General features: G+C 64.3%; 7 protein-coding genes. 3 read left to right on the top strand and 4 right to left on the bottom strand.

The window, feature by feature from the left end; all coding sequences use genetic code 11:
- Nucleotides 1-340: 340 nt before the first annotated feature.
- Nucleotides 341-1,747: an NAD-dependent succinate-semialdehyde dehydrogenase gene (locus HNQ08_RS19570; protein WP_184135950.1), complete on the bottom strand. Its 1,407-nt coding sequence runs from the start codon at nt 1,745-1,747 to the stop codon at nt 341-343.
- A gap of 116 nt (nt 1,748-1,863) precedes the next feature.
- On the opposite strand from HNQ08_RS19570, the gene HNQ08_RS19565 reads away from it, so the two are divergent.
- On the top strand, nt 1,864-2,592 hold the full coding sequence (locus tag HNQ08_RS19565; protein ID WP_229790102.1) for a phosphodiester glycosidase family protein: 729 nt from the start codon (nt 1,864-1,866) through the stop codon (nt 2,590-2,592).
- A gap of 58 nt (nt 2,593-2,650) precedes the next feature.
- On the top strand, nt 2,651-3,592 hold the full coding sequence (locus tag HNQ08_RS19560) for a hypothetical protein (protein ID WP_184135948.1): 942 nt from the start codon (nt 2,651-2,653) through the stop codon (nt 3,590-3,592).
- Nucleotides 3,593-3,753: 161 nt separating this feature from the next.
- On the opposite strand, the gene HNQ08_RS19555 is transcribed toward HNQ08_RS19560, so the two are convergent.
- The gene (locus HNQ08_RS19555) at nt 3,754-4,146 is read right to left on the bottom strand and encodes a hypothetical protein (RefSeq protein ID WP_184135946.1); all 393 of its coding nucleotides are present in this window, start codon (nt 4,144-4,146) and stop codon (nt 3,754-3,756) included.
- A gap of 110 nt (nt 4,147-4,256) precedes the next feature.
- Between HNQ08_RS19555 and HNQ08_RS19550 the strand changes: the two genes are divergently transcribed.
- On the top strand, nt 4,257-5,405 hold the full coding sequence (locus HNQ08_RS19550) for an acyl-CoA dehydrogenase family protein (protein ID WP_184135944.1): 1,149 nt from the start codon (nt 4,257-4,259) through the stop codon (nt 5,403-5,405).
- A 93-nt stretch (nt 5,406-5,498) separates the two neighbouring features.
- Here the strand turns inward: HNQ08_RS19550 and HNQ08_RS19545 are convergent, their stop codons facing one another.
- Both HNQ08_RS19545 and rpoB read right to left on the bottom strand, forming a co-directional pair.
- Nucleotides 5,499-10,154 carry a DNA-directed RNA polymerase subunit beta' gene (locus HNQ08_RS19545; protein ID WP_184135941.1) on the bottom strand — a complete coding sequence of 1,552 codons (4,656 nt, stop codon included), beginning with the start codon at nt 10,152-10,154 and terminating at the stop codon, nt 5,499-5,501.
- Between the two features lie 277 nt (nt 10,155-10,431).
- On the bottom strand, nt 10,432-13,887 hold the full coding sequence (gene rpoB, locus HNQ08_RS19540) for a DNA-directed RNA polymerase subunit beta (RefSeq protein ID WP_184135939.1): 3,456 nt from the start codon (nt 13,885-13,887) through the stop codon (nt 10,432-10,434).
- Nucleotides 13,888-13,958 lie beyond the last annotated feature (71 nt).

The raw sequence follows: 13,958 nt of genomic DNA, 5'->3' as shown, positions 1-13,958 counted from the left end.
GTCTCTCTCGCTCTTTCACGTTCACTTGTCATGCTGCCCGCCTCGCTTGAGGCTCAGAAAAGATACAGGGCATACCAACAACTGTCAACCCCCCCCCTCGCGATGTCCGTGCGAGTTGATCCGCAAGGTGGATTTTTGGAGGCCTTCGAATCAGAGAAGCTGCGTCTGAGAGCGGATTTCTGATCATGCGAGATCAGGAGCTCTTGGCTGGATATCGGAGCAACAGCCATGGCCCGCAGGCCTCGCCGTCTCAACACTGCACTTCCATGTTGAAGAGAGAAGGTCCATGACATGCGGGAACACGTCATGGACCTTCAGCTGTAGTGCAGCCTGCCTGGGCTCAGCGCACGGTCATGCTCAGGTACTTGGTATTCAGGTACTCCTGAATCCCCCAGTGACCACCCTCCCGCCCATACCCACTCTGTTTGACGCCGCCAAAAGGGGCCTGAGCGGTGCTCGGCACCGGATCGTTCAGGCCGATGATGCCGTACTCCAACCGTTCGCTGACGCGGAAGGCGCGGTTCAGGTCGGTTGTCCAGAGGTACGCGGCGAGGCCAAACTCGGTATCGTTCGCCGCCTGGACTGCCTCGTCTTCCGTATCAAAGGCGAGCAGCGGAGCCACAGGACCGAAGGTCTCTTCCCGCATCACCAGCATGTCGGAGGTCACGCCCGTCAGGACGGTGGGCTGGAAGTACAGACCGTCGCCTGCCTCACCACCAATTGCCACTACTGCGCCCTGAGTCACTGCGTCCTCTACATGCCGCTTCACCTTCTCCAGACCCTGGCCGTCCACCAGCGGGCCGATCTGCGTCTCCCGGTCCAGTGGATCACCCACCTTCAGCGCCCCCACCGCCTTCGTCAATCGGGCGGTAAACGCCTCCAGGATCTCGCGCTGAACGTAGATGCGGTTGGTACACACGCAGGTCTGCCCTGCATTGCGGAACTTGCAGGCGATCACGTCAGCCACCGCCTGGTCCAGATCGGCGTCGGCGAAGATCAGGTACGGGGCGTGGCCGCCGAGTTCCAGCGACACCCGTTTGAGGGTGGGGGCCGCCTGCGCTGCCAGCAACCGTCCCACCTCTGTACTGCCGGTGAAGGTCACCTTGCGGATCCGGGCGTCGTCCATCATCACCTTTGTGATGACCACGGGATCGCTGGCGGTGATGACCTGGAAGGTGTCAGCCGGCCCCTCCGCCTCGGTCCACAGATCACGCATCTTGAGGGCCGTGAGCGGGGACTGCTCGGCAGGTTTGAGGATGACTGTACAGCCAGCGGCCAGCGCGGGGGCGATCTTGCGCGTCGCCATCGCCGCAGGAAAATTCCAGGGGGTGACCGCATATACCGGCCCCACCGGTTCGTGCGTCACCAGCAGGCGCTTGCCCGGCACCTGACTGGGCACGATGTCGCCGAAGATACGCTTGGCCTCCTCGGCGTACCACTCGAGAAAGGAGGCGGCGTAGCGGACCTCTCCCAGCGCCTCGGTGACGGGCTTGCCCATTTCGCGGGCGATCAACACAGCGATGTCCTGTTCGTCGCGGAGCATCAGGTCAAAGAACCGGCGCAGCAGCGCGGCCCGGGCGTAGGCAGTGGTGCTGCGCCACGTCGCGAAAGCCGCAACGGCGCGGTTTGCAGCGGCCACAGCCTCGGCAGCGCCGTGATCGGGAATCTGAGCGATCACTTCGCTGCTCGACGGACTGCGCAACTCGAAGGTGGCCTGCATAGGTCTTGCACTCTCGGAAGTGGTCATACCGACATGGTAAAGGGGTCTCCGGCTTCCATCTGCCACCGCCGCACATAGATGACAGGGCGGAGCGGAGACCGGCTTGCTTTTATTCTCCCTGGAGAAAGGCATCATGCCTCTCGATGATCCTCGCCCGTTTACTGCCCGTTTTTCTGCTGATGTCATGTACGCCCGCCTCTCAAGCCTTCAAACTGGACAGGGTGGTCTCCGGCGGCATGCTGTACACCGTCGCCGAGGTTGATCCGGCGAGAGACCGGCTGGAGTTGCACTGGCTCAATCCCACCACCGGGCAGCCCTACGCCAGCTTCTCGCAGGTACAGGCCCGCCTGGGCAAGCAGGGCCGCGAGTTGCTGTTCGCCACCAACAGCGGCATCTACGCGCCGGGGCTGCGTCCACTGGGCCTGCATGTGGAGGGAGGCAAGACGCTGGTGCCGCTCAATGACGCCCGTTCCGGCGGCAACTTCGCGCTGCTGCCCAACGGCGTGTTCTGGGTCAAGGGGACGCAGGCAGGCGTGACGGAAACCGGGGCGTACCGCCGCCTGAGTCCGCAGCCCACCTTCGCCACACAGTCGGGACCGCTACTGCTGGCGGACGGGCAGATCCATCCTGCCTTCAACCGGGGCAGCAGTTCCTTCAAGGTTCGCAGCGGGGTGGGTGTCTGCAAGGACGGCCGGGTACGCTTCGCCGTCAGCGCCGGTCCAGTCAATTTCTACGCCTTTGCCGTTTTCTTCCGTGACCGACTGAAATGCGCGGACGCGCTGTATCTGGACGGCAGCATCAGCGCCTATGCCACGCCGGAGAACAACACCCAGCTGGCGGATTTCGCGGGCATCTGGACGGTCAGCCGCTGAGCGGGCGGACCTGAGCCGCCTCTCAGCCGTGCTCCACGGGCTGGTGCTACGCTCCGCTATGCCTACACCCGATCTGACGCCGGAGGCTTTCGCCCAAGCCCGCGCTTTTCTGGAAGAACAGGGGAGGCCCCTGGACAGGGCGCGGTTTCGCCATGCCTTTGGCGGCGCGCAACCGACTGAGGTGCTGGCTGCACTGCGCGCCTATCAGAATCAGGACGGCGGCTTTGGGCAAGCGCTGGAGCCGGATTGCCGCGCGCCACACAGCAGCGTACTGGCGACCATGATGGCCCTGCGAGTGCTGCACGAGCTGGAGGTGCCAACGGATGAGCCACTGCTGACGGAGGCGATGGAGTGGCTGCACACCCAGTTGCACACCGATCTGGACGGCAGCGTGTGGCCATTTCTGCCCCCGCAGGCCGAGGCGTTCCCCCACGCGCCGTGGTGGAACCAGTCCGAGCCTGGCGAACTGGCCCGAACCTTTGCTGGTTTCCGTGTCAATCCGCGCGCCGAGCTGGTGGCACGGCTGTGGGCCTGGCCAGGACTGCTGCCCGAGGGCTTGCGAGCCCAGCTGACGCTGGAGGCGCGCGACGCCGTGCTGGCCGGGCTAGAGAAAGGAGACGTGAACAGTCACGCGGCAGCAGCCGTGTTCGCCGGGACGTTGGAGATTCCGGACGATCATCGTCTACCCGTGCTGGAGTACCTGGCCGACGTGCTGCCGGACCGCGTCCAGACCAGCCCTGAAGAGTTCGCCCAATACGGCCTGAACCCCCTGATGGTGGCCCCCACCCCGGATCATCCGCTGGCCCACGGTCTGGAAGAACCCATCAGTGCCGCGCTTCTCCACCTGATCACCGCCCTGGCCGGGGACGGCTCGTGGGGACCGGACTGGAGCTGGTTTGGACAGTTTCCTGACGCCTGGCCTACCGCTGAAAGCGAGTGGCGCAGCGCGCTAACAATGGACGCCCTGCTGACCCTCAAAGCCTGGGGACGGCTGAAATAGAGAAACCGCGCCAGGTCAGAAGCTGACAAAGGGCTGTCGCTGTGAGAGAGCAACGGTGTTCTTCCAGGCAAACGGCCACACTACGTCTGGCGTTCAGAAGGGCAATCCTCGCAACAAAAGTCCCCTCCCGTATCGGGGAGGGGACAAGGAGCGTGGACAGTTCAGGCCCTGTCTTCGGCCTTCTGCTGGTGGTACTCGCTGATGTGATCGTAGACCTCCTGCGGGAACTCCAGATCACGGTAGACGTTGCCCTCGTCGGGATCCTGGGTGTCCGGCATGATCGGGAAGTCCTGCTTGGCCTGATACTCCATGATCTTGTTGCGACCCGGCGGGCTGTAATCGCGCTCCTGAACCTGCTGAACCAGTCCACGCGCGTCTTCCTCGGCAAAGTCCTTGTCCTTGGCAAGCTGCGCCACCAGTTCGTCGTCGCTCAGAAAGTGACGGGCGACGATGGTGTAGACCAGGCGACCGTAGTGACCGATATCCTTGCCGTCATTCAGCGCACTGGTCAGGTGGGCCATCATGTGGTTGTTCTCCATATCTTTCAGACTCATAATTACCTCGCTTGATTTAGGATAAAACGTAAAATATCTGGGTGTATGACAGCTAACTTAGCGGGGCTTCACGCAGGCACAGGAGGTGCCCAGCCGCTACCCTGAACAGCGTGACCTCTTTGCCAGACTCCGAACTGACCCACGCGCAGACAGAGGTGGTAGACCGCGCCGCCGCTGCTATCCGCCAATACGCCGCCGAATGCGAGGCGGCCCAGGACGTGACGCCCGGAGCCGCGAGAGCGCTGTCCAGCAGTGGCTACACCGCGCTGGTTGTTCCTGAAGACCGGGGTGGACTGGGAGCCAATCTTTCGCAGTTCGCGCGGGCGCAATTAACACTGGGCACGGCGGACGCCAGCCTGGCCCTGATTCTGGCGATGCATGGGCATGTGACGGGCGCCGCTTTCCAGGGCCGGACCCTGCCGGAACCGCTGCTGCACGCCGTGGCCGAGGCCGGGAAGGGCGGCGAGTTGCTCAATGCGCTGGCGAGTGAACCCGAACTGGGCAGCCCCTCGCGCGGCGGCCTGCCGCAGACCCGCGCCGTACCGGAAGGAACAGGCTTCGAGGGCGGCGGTTGGCGGATCACCGGGCGCAAAACGTGGTCCACTGGGGTCCGTTCCCTGCGCTGGGCGCTGGTGACCGCCGCCACGCTGGACGGGCAGGTGGGCCGTTACTGGGTGGACCTGCACGGTCCTGGCGTCCGGATCGAGCCAACGTGGCAGGGGGCACTGGGCCTGCGCGGCAGCGGCAGCCATGACGTGGTCTTTACGGACGTACCCTCCAGCCTGCACGCGCCGCCCGCCCCCGGCCAGCCGGCCAGCAGCGCGTGGTTCTGGGCCGCGATTGCCGCCACCTACCTGGGTGTGGGCTTTGCCGCGCTGGACGCGATTGCGGCTTACGCTCGCGTGCGCGTCCCCACGGCCCTGGGCGCTCCCATTGCCACCCTGCCGCGCATTCAGGAGAATGTGGGGCGCATTGCCACCTCCTTGCAGGCCGCACGGGCGCTGCTGCTGGACGCCGCTGCACAGTGGGATGCGGACCCCAGCTCTGCCTCGGTTCCTGCCATTGGTGCGGCCAAGGCCCATGCAACGGGCGCGGCGGTTTTCGCCACCGATCTGGCTTCGCGCACCGCAGGAGGGGCCGCGCTAAGTGCCGCGCTGCCATTGGAAAAACTGCTGCGAGATGCCCGCGCCGGGCTGACCCATCCGCCCACCGACGACACGGCCTACACGGCGCTGGGACGGCAACTGCTGGAAGGCTAAGATACAAACGACCTAGCAATTACTGCCAGCCCACAACAAAACCCCCACCCGTTTCCAGGTGGGGGTTCTCTGCGGGCTTTTCAGCCAGCCGGGTTAGTTGGTGTAGGTGACGTTCTCGTTCACCACGCCGGGGCGGGTGTCGTCGTAGCTGCGGTCCCCGGTGACGGAGTCGCTGCTGTTGTTGCTCTCGCCGTACTTCTCTAGCGTACGATCGTCGGCCACCTGCATGTCGCGCACGGTCAGCAGGCCGGTGCCAGCTGGAATCAACTTGCCCAGGATGACGTTTTCCTTCAGGCCAATCAGGTCGTCGACCTGGCCCTTCATGCTGGCCTCGGTCAGCACGTGGGTGGTGTGCTGGAAGGATGCGGCGGACAGCCAGCTCTTGGTGGTCAGGCTGCTCTTGGTGATGCCCAGCAGGACCGGCTTCCAGGAGCTGGGGGTGGCGTCCTCGGCCAGCGCGTTGTTGGCTCCGTCCACTTCCCAGCGTTCGACGATCTGGCCTTCCAGCAGATCCGTGCTGCCGCCGTCCACGATTTCCACGTAGCGCAGCATCTGGCGGATGATCACCTCGATGTGTTTGTCGTGCACCTTCACGCCCTGGCTGCGGTATACGCGCTGCACCTCGTCCACCAGGTACTTCTGGGCGGACTCGTTGTCCTTGTGCTCCAGCAGATCGTGCGGGTTGACGGCCCCGCGCGTCAGCTGCTGACCGGCCTCGACGTGCGAGCCGTCCTTGATTTCAGGCAGCAGGCGGGTGGCGCGTGAAACCTTGTGCAGCTTGCCGCTGAACTGGGCGTCGTCAGCCTCCACCTTGATCAGGTAGCGCTCGTCTTCCTCGGTGATGTGGATGGTACCGGTGGTGTCGGCGATCAGGGCCGGCACCTTGGGCTTGCGGGCCTCGAACAGCTCGATCACGCGGGGCAGACCCATGGTGATGTCGCCGCTGCCGGCCACACCCCCGGTGTGGAAGGTCCGCATGGTGAGCTGCGTGCCGGGCTCGCCGATGCTTTCTGCGGCCACCACGCCCACGGCCTCGCCCATGCTGACCGGCTTGGCCTGCGACAGGTCATAGCCGTAGCACTTCTGGCACACACCGCTCTTAACGCGGCAGTTCAGCGGCGTGCGGACGAAGATGTCCTGCAGGATCTTGGCGTCTTTGGTGATCGCCCGGACGTCTTCGAGGGACAGCATCTCACCCTCGCGGATGGTGCGGCCGTCGCTCAGTTCGATGTCGGCGGTCAGGGTGCGGCCATAGATGCTGGTCTCGATCTCGCTGGCCTTCCTGGCCCGCCACTCGCCGGAGCGCTCGTCGGTTGCGCCCAGGCTGATGGTGCTGTAGTCGGTGGTGCCGCAGTCCACGTCGCGCACGACGACCTCGTGGGCCACGTCCACCAGCTTGCGGGTCAGGTAACCGGAGTCGGCGGTACGCAGCGCGGTGTCTGCACCGCCCTTACGCGCGCCGTGTGTGCTGATGAAGTATTCCAGCACGGTCAGGCCCTCGCGGAAGCTGGCGCGGATCGGCACCTCGATGGTGGAGCCGTCGGGGCGGGCCATCAGGCCGCGCATCCCGGCGAGCTGCGTGATCTGCTGCGCGTTCCCGCGCGCGCCGGACTGGCTCATGATCCACAGCGGGTTGAACGGGTAGTTCTGGCTGAAATTGTCGAACATGGCGTTCTTGATCTCATCCTTGGTCTCGTTCCACAGCTGTACGACCTGCTTGTAACGCTCCTCGTCGGTCATGAAGCCGAACTCGTAGTTCTGCTCAATCTCGGCCACCTGCTCGTCGGCGCGGGCCAGGATCTCGCCCTTGCTGGGCGGAATCACGATGTCATCGATGCCGATGGTGATGCCCGAGGAGGTCGACAGCTTGAAGCCGCTGTCCTTCAGGGCGTCGAGCAGCCCGGCGGTGGCCTCAATGCCGAGGTGCTTGAAGCAGGCCATCACCATGTCCTTGAGGTGATCCTTCTCGTAGGCGGTGTCCAGGTTGACCAGCGTGTCGACCAGTCCGGCCTGGTTGCCCAGCGCCTCCTGCACCAGACGGCGGAACATGACGCGCCCAGCGCTGGTGTCGTAGGTCTTGCCGTTCAGGCGGATGCGGACATGATCCTGATAGTCGATGCCGCCGCGCTCGACGGCCATGATGGCCTCGTCGGGGCTGGAGAAGTTGTGCTTCAGGCGGCCGGGGCTGGTCTCGACGCCGCGCACGGTGATCGGGCTGTTGAGGCTGACCTTGCCGTCTTCCAGGGCCTGCAGGGCAGCATTCTCGTCGGCGAAGTCCATGCCTGCGCCCAAGTTGTCGTGCCTCAGCTGGGTCAGCGTGAAGATGCCCAGGATGATGTCGCGGCTGGGCTTGACGTTCGGCTCGCCGTTGGCGGGCGAAAGCAGGTTGTGCGAGGCCAGCATCTGAATACGGGCTTCAGCCTGTGCCTGCGCGCTCAGCGGGACGTGAATGGCCATCTGGTCGCCGTCGAAGTCAGCGTTGAAGGCTTCACAGACCAGGGGGTGCAGTTGGATGGACTGGCCTTCCACCAGTACCGGCTCGAAGGCCTGAATGCCCAGACGGTGCAGGGTGGGCGCGCGGTTGAGCAGCACGACCTTGTCCTCAATGACCTCTTCCAGGGCGTCCCACACGCTGTCGCGGGTGTCGCGGTAGCGTTCGAGCATCTTGCGGGCCTGCTTGATGTTAGTGACTTCACCCTTCTCTTCAAGCACCTTGAACAGGAAGGGCTTGAACAGCTCCAGCGCCATGCGCTTGGGCACCCCACACTGGTGCAGCTTGAGCTGCGGGCCGACGACGATCACCGAGCGCCCGGAATAGTCCACGCGCTTGCCCAGCAGGTTCTGGCGGAAACGGCCCTGCTTGCCGCCCAGCAGGTCGGTCAGCGAGCGCAGGCTGCGGTCCGAGCCAGGGTTGGTGACGGGGCTGCCGCGCCGTCCGTTGTCGATCAGGGCGTCCACCGCTTCCTGCAACATGCGCTTCTCGTTGCGGATGATCATGTCGGGCGCACCCTGACCGATCAGCTTCTTGAGGCGGTTGTTGCGGTTGATCAGACGGCGGTACAGATCGTTGAGGTCCGAGGTGGCGAAGCGTCCACCGTCCACCTGCACCATCGGGCGCAGGTCCGGTGGCATCACCGGCACGGTGTTCAGGATCATCCATGAGGGATGGTTGCCACTGCGCTTGAAGCTCCGGGTGACCTCCAGCCGCTTGCGCGACTTGGCGCGCTTGTGGCGCGAGGAATCCTTCATCGCCTCGTTCAGCTCAGCTTCCAGGGTGTCCAGATCGATGTCGTCCAAGAGTTCCTTGACGGCCTCCGCGCCCATCTTGGCCTCGAAGTCGTAGGACTCGATCACGCGCACCTGCTTGCGGACGAGGTCGATCTCTATGCGGCCCGAAATCTCGGAGCGAAGGTTGCCGCCGTCGGCCAGCTCGTCGCCGGGTTCCACGCGGTCCCCGATCACGACGAGGGGTTCGTCCTGGTAAGGGTAGACCTTGGCCTTGCTGACGATGATGCTGGCCGGAGCGTGCAGCGTGATGGTGCCGTTCGCCTCGGCAGTGATCTCCTCGGCGGTGTCGATGGCTCCGACGACCTTCTGCCCGGCCTCAACCTCGCTGCCGTCACCCACCAGGACGTGCATGGTGGGGTTGATCGGGTACTCGGCGCGGCGCGTCCAGTGGGCGGTCACGGAGGGGTCGCCCCTCTTGGGCAGTTTGACGGCGCTCAGTCGGCTGTCGCGGCTGACGCGCAGGCGCTGACCGGCCTTGGCTTCTGCCAGCACGGCTCCAGCGTCGATGATCTCGCCGTGCGCCACTTGGACGTCCATGCCGTGGGGGACGTAGACACGGGCCAGCACCTCACCCATGGGGGTGTCGGTCTCGATGTCCTCGCCGTTCTCGTCCTGCTCTGCCGGGGCGGCGTCCACGCTCTCGCGGATGACCACCATCACGGAGTCCTCTCCCATGTCGCTCAGGAAAGCTGTCCCGGCCACGGGCGCGGTGACGGTGACGTCCTGCTCCAGTTCGGCCAGGATTTCTCCGGCGCGGAAGGCCTCCTGATCCACCAGCACGTCGGCCGGCAGGGGCAGCGTCGCCTCCACCTCCTCGCGGTAGGCGATCTCGGCGCGGCGGGGGAAGCGGAACTGGGCCAGACCGTCCATCTTGGCCACGACGTTGCCGCCCAGCGTCTGCCCGCGCGTCACGTACTCGCCGTCACGCACCACAGCTTCCTGGCCATTGGGAATGGTGTAGGTTTCCTGCCGTCCGAAGCGCAGTTCGCGGTACTCGTCGTCGGTCAGCAGTTCGCCGCGCTTGAGGGGCCGCCCGTCCTTCTGGGCGTTGCGGGGATCGGTCACCAGGAAGGAGCTGAAGTACAGCACCTTCTCCAGCTGTCCGGCGCTCAGGTCGAGCAGCGTGCCGATCTTGCTGGGGCTGTCCTTGACGTACCAGATGTGGGCGGCGGGGGTTGCTAGATCGATGTGACCCATGCGGTAACGGCGCACCTTGCTGGACGTGACTTCCACCCCGCAACGCTCGCAGACCTTGCCCTCGTAGCGCTGGCGCTTGTACTTGCCGCAGGCGCACTCGTAGTCCTTCTGTGGCCCAAAGATACGCTCGTCGAACAGGCCTTCGCGCTCGGGCTTCAGGGTGCGGTAGTTGATGGTCTCGGGCTTTTCAACCTCGCCGAAGCTCCACTCGCGGACTTTCTCCGGGCTGGCAATGGCGATACGAACTTTACTGAAATCTTTCATTCAGACTCCTGTTTGGTTGGTGATACGAACGGCGAGCTGCGAAGTTTACGGATAGACGAAACCAGGGAAACACAGATGAATGGAAAGCTGATGGTGTATAAGACCCATCCTGCTTTGGCTAGCTGGATTCTCCAGCCATGTTCGTCTGAGGCAAAATATTCCACTCCACTCCAGATGAAATAGCCCGTAAACAAGACCACCAAGAGGTTTAAAATCACTTCAACCTTCACGGAACGTCTCTTCGCAGCTCAAGCATGAGTGACTCGACTTTTGGCGCTCAGCGCTTGGGCATCATCCCTTCGAAGATGTCCACGGCACGGTCCCCGGCGTCCAGCACTTCCACGTCCAGGCCTAGCGAGTGCAGCTCCTTGACTAGGACCTTAAAGCTTTCAGGAATGGTGCTGCCGGAGACTTCCTCGCCCTTGACGATGCTCTGGTACGCGGCGTCGCGCCCGTCGATGTCGTCGGACTTGATGGTCAGCATTTCCTGCAGGGTGTGCGCCGCGCCGTAGGCCTCAAGCGCCCACACTTCCATCTCACCGAAGCGCTGGCCGCCGAACTGCGCCTTCCCGCCCAGCGGCTGCTGGGTGATCAGGCTGTAGGGGCCGGTGGAGCGGGCATGCAGCTTGTCTTCCACCATGTGGTACAGCTTCATGACGTACATGGTGCCCACCACGACGGGACCGCTGATCGGCTCGCCGCTGCGGCCGTCAAACAGGATGCTCTTGCCGGTGCGGGCCAGCTGCATCTGCGCGGCCTCGTAATCGCCCTCGGCCTTATTGATGACGCCCAGCTTGCCGGCGCGGTCCAGCACGTCCTGCTCGCGCTTGTCCAGCTCGAAACCGTCGTCTTTGCGGGCCTGCAGCCTCTCAGCGGCGGCCACTTCCAGCATTTCCTTGATGGTGGCTTCCGTGACCGAGTCGAAGACCGGCGTCTCGAACTTCTGACCGGTCAGGCGCGCCACTTCACCCAGGTGCGTTTCCAGAATCTGACCCAGGTTCATGCGCGAAGGTACACCCAGCGGGTTGAACACCAGATCGACGGGGGTGCCGTCTTCCAGGTAGGGCATGTCCTCGGGGGCCATGATCTTGCTGACGACGCCCTTGTTGCCGTGGCGGTTGGCCACCTTGTCGCCCACCTGCAGCTGACGCTTCTGGGCCACGTACACCCGTACCATCTCACGGACGCCGGGCTTGAGGTCCACGCCCTCGTCGCCGCGGCGGAAGCGCACGGTCTTGACCACGATGCCGCCCTGGCCGGACTGCACGCGCAGCGAGGTGTCCTTCACTTCACGGGCCTTCTCGCCGAAGATCGAGCGCAGCAGCCGTTCTTCAGGGGTGGGTTCGCTTTCGCCCTTGAACGAGGTCTTGCCCACCAGAATGTCGCCGGGCTTGACTTCGGCCCCGACGCGCACGATGCCGTCCTCGTCGAGGTCGCGCAGCGCAGCTTCCGAGAGGCCGGGGATGTCACGGGTGATCTTTTCCGGCCCCAGCTTGGTGTCGCGGGCGTCAATCTCGTCCTTCTCGATGTGGACAGAGGTGTAGAAGTCCTTGCGGATCAGGCCCTCGTTGATGCAGATGGCATCCTCGAAGTTATAGCCGTCGAAGGGCATGATCGCGATGGTGATGTTCTGTCCTAGCGCGAGGCGGCCCCGGTCACTGGCTGGGCCGTCGGCGATGACCTGTCCGGCCTTGACCTCGTCCCCGACACTGACGATGGGGTGCTGGTCGAGGTTGGTGCCCTGGTTGCTGCGCGTGAAGCGCACCAGTTCGAAGGTGCGGACGTTGCCCGTGACCATGCCGGCGGCGGCAGAGTCTTCCGAGAGGGTGATCTGGATGGCGCGGGCGTCCACGTAGGTCACGCGGCCAGTGACGTCACTCACGACGCTGGTGCCGGAGTCGGTCACCACGCGGCGTTCCACACCAGTGCCCACGGCGGGGCTGTCGGCGCGCACGAGGGGCACCGCCTGCGACTGCATGTTGGAACCCATCAGCGCGCGGTTGGCGTCGTCGTGCTCCAAGAAGGGAATCAGCGAGGTGTTGATCGAGACGATCTGCTTCGGGCTGACGTCCATGAAGTCGACTTCGTCGGGGGTGTACCACAGCGGGTCACCCTTGCGGCGGGCCAGCACGCGCTCGTCGGCGAAGGTATTGTCGTCGTTCAGCGGGCTGTTGGCCTGCGCGACGGTGTACCTATCCTCGATATCCGCCGTCATGTACTCCACCGTCTCGCTGACGTTTCCGTCCTTGACCCGGCGGTACGGCGCCTCGATAAAGCCCAGCGGGTTCACCTTGGCGTAGGAGGCCAGACTGGAGATCAGGCCGATGTTGGCGCCTTCGGGCGTCTCGATCGGGCAGATGCGTCCGTAGTGGGTACGGTGCACGTCACGCACGTCGAAGCCAGCACGCTCGCGGGTCAGGCCGCCTGGCCCCAGCGCGGAGATGCGGCGCTTGTGGCGCAGATCCGAGAGGGGGTTGGTCTGGTCCTTGAACTGGCTGAGCTGGCTGCGCCCGAAGAACTCGCGCATGGCCGCCACGATAGGACGGTTGTTGACCAGTTTGGTGGGGGTAGCGGCGTCGGGGTTGCCCAGCAGCATGCGCTCACGAACACCGCGAGCCATGCGGCCCATGCCCACGCGCAGCTGGTCGGCGAGCAGTTCGCCCACGGTCCGCACGCGGCGGTTGCCCAGGTGGTCGATGTCGTCCTCGCCCACCGGCACGTCGTGCATCTGGCCGTCGGCGCCCATCATGGAGACGGTGTCGTGGCCGTGGTGCAGCGCCATCAGGTAGCGGATGGTGTCCACCAACCCGGCGTCGCTGAACTTGCCTTCCGCGAAGGTCAGCAGGGTGTGCTCGCTGCGGTCCAGTCCCAGCTTGCGGTTCATCTTGAAGCGGCCCGGCTCGCCCAGGTCGTAACGGCGGGGGTCCGCCAGCAGCCCGTACAGGTACTGGGTGGCCTTATCGCGCTTGGGCGGGTCGCCGGGACGCAGCACCGTGAACAGACGCAGCAGCGCCTCGTCCGCACCCATGCCCGCGCTTTTGTCCTCGGGCAGTTCGGTGTTGGGGTCAAACTCGCTGAACAGCGCTTTCAGGCTGGCGTCGTCGTAGCCCAGCACCCGCAGCAGCATCGCCACGGGGAACTTGCGCTTGTTGACCTTCATTTCCAGAATGCCGCCCGCGAACTCCAGCTCGATCCAAGGGCCGCGCTTGGGCATGGGAATGATCGCGCCGGTATACAGCTTCTTGATGCCCTTGTAGCTGGACGTGAAGTACACGCCGGGGCTGCGGTGAATCTGCGAGATCACCACGCGGTCCGCGCCGTTGATCACGAAGGAGCCGTCGCCGGTCATCAGGGGCAGGTCGCCCAGGAACACCTGGTCTTCCTTGATCAGACCGCTGTCCTTGTGGATCAGCTGCAGCTTGGCGTACATCGGGGCCTGATAGGTCAGGTCCTTCTCGCGGCACTCCTCAGGGGTGTAGGGCGGGTCACCCAGTCGGTATTCCAGGTAGTCAAGCACTAGGCCAGTCGAGCGCCCCTTCTCGGTCTCGTCAATCGGGAAAACTTCTTTGAAAGCGCTCTGAAGACCCACGTTGTCGCGCTTGTCAGGGGCGCGGTCTGCCTGCAGAAAGGCGCGGAAGGAGTTGACCTGAATTTCGGTCAGGTTGGGAAGCGGGATAACCTCGCTGATCTCGCCGAACCGCTCAATACGGGCTTCTTTACCGATAAAACTCATGCACACCTCGCACGCACCCTGCTGTTGTTGCTCACGGCCTTTTCGGGGCAGAAAAAGGCCTCTGAAATACG

This window comes from Deinococcus humi, assembly GCF_014201875.1.
Lineage (GTDB): Bacteria > Deinococcota > Deinococci > Deinococcales > Deinococcaceae > Deinococcus > Deinococcus humi.
This window is presented reverse-complemented; position numbering and strand designations above follow the sequence as displayed.

Coding starts and splice junctions, on each gene's coding strand:
- HNQ08_RS19570 (WP_184135950.1), bottom strand. CDS start 1,747: ATGACCACTTCCGAGAGTGCAAGACCTATGCAGGCCACCTTCGAGTTG.
- HNQ08_RS19565 (WP_229790102.1), top strand. CDS start 1,864: ATGATCCTCGCCCGTTTACTGCCCGTTTTTCTGCTGATGTCATGTACG.
- HNQ08_RS19560 (WP_184135948.1), top strand. CDS start 2,651: ATGCCTACACCCGATCTGACGCCGGAGGCTTTCGCCCAAGCCCGCGCT.
- HNQ08_RS19555 (WP_184135946.1), bottom strand. CDS start 4,146: ATGAGTCTGAAAGATATGGAGAACAACCACATGATGGCCCACCTGACC.
- HNQ08_RS19545 (WP_184135941.1), bottom strand. CDS start 10,154: ATGAAAGATTTCAGTAAAGTTCGTATCGCCATTGCCAGCCCGGAGAAA.
- rpoB (WP_184135939.1), bottom strand. CDS start 13,887: ATGAGTTTTATCGGTAAAGAAGCCCGTATTGAGCGGTTCGGCGAGATC.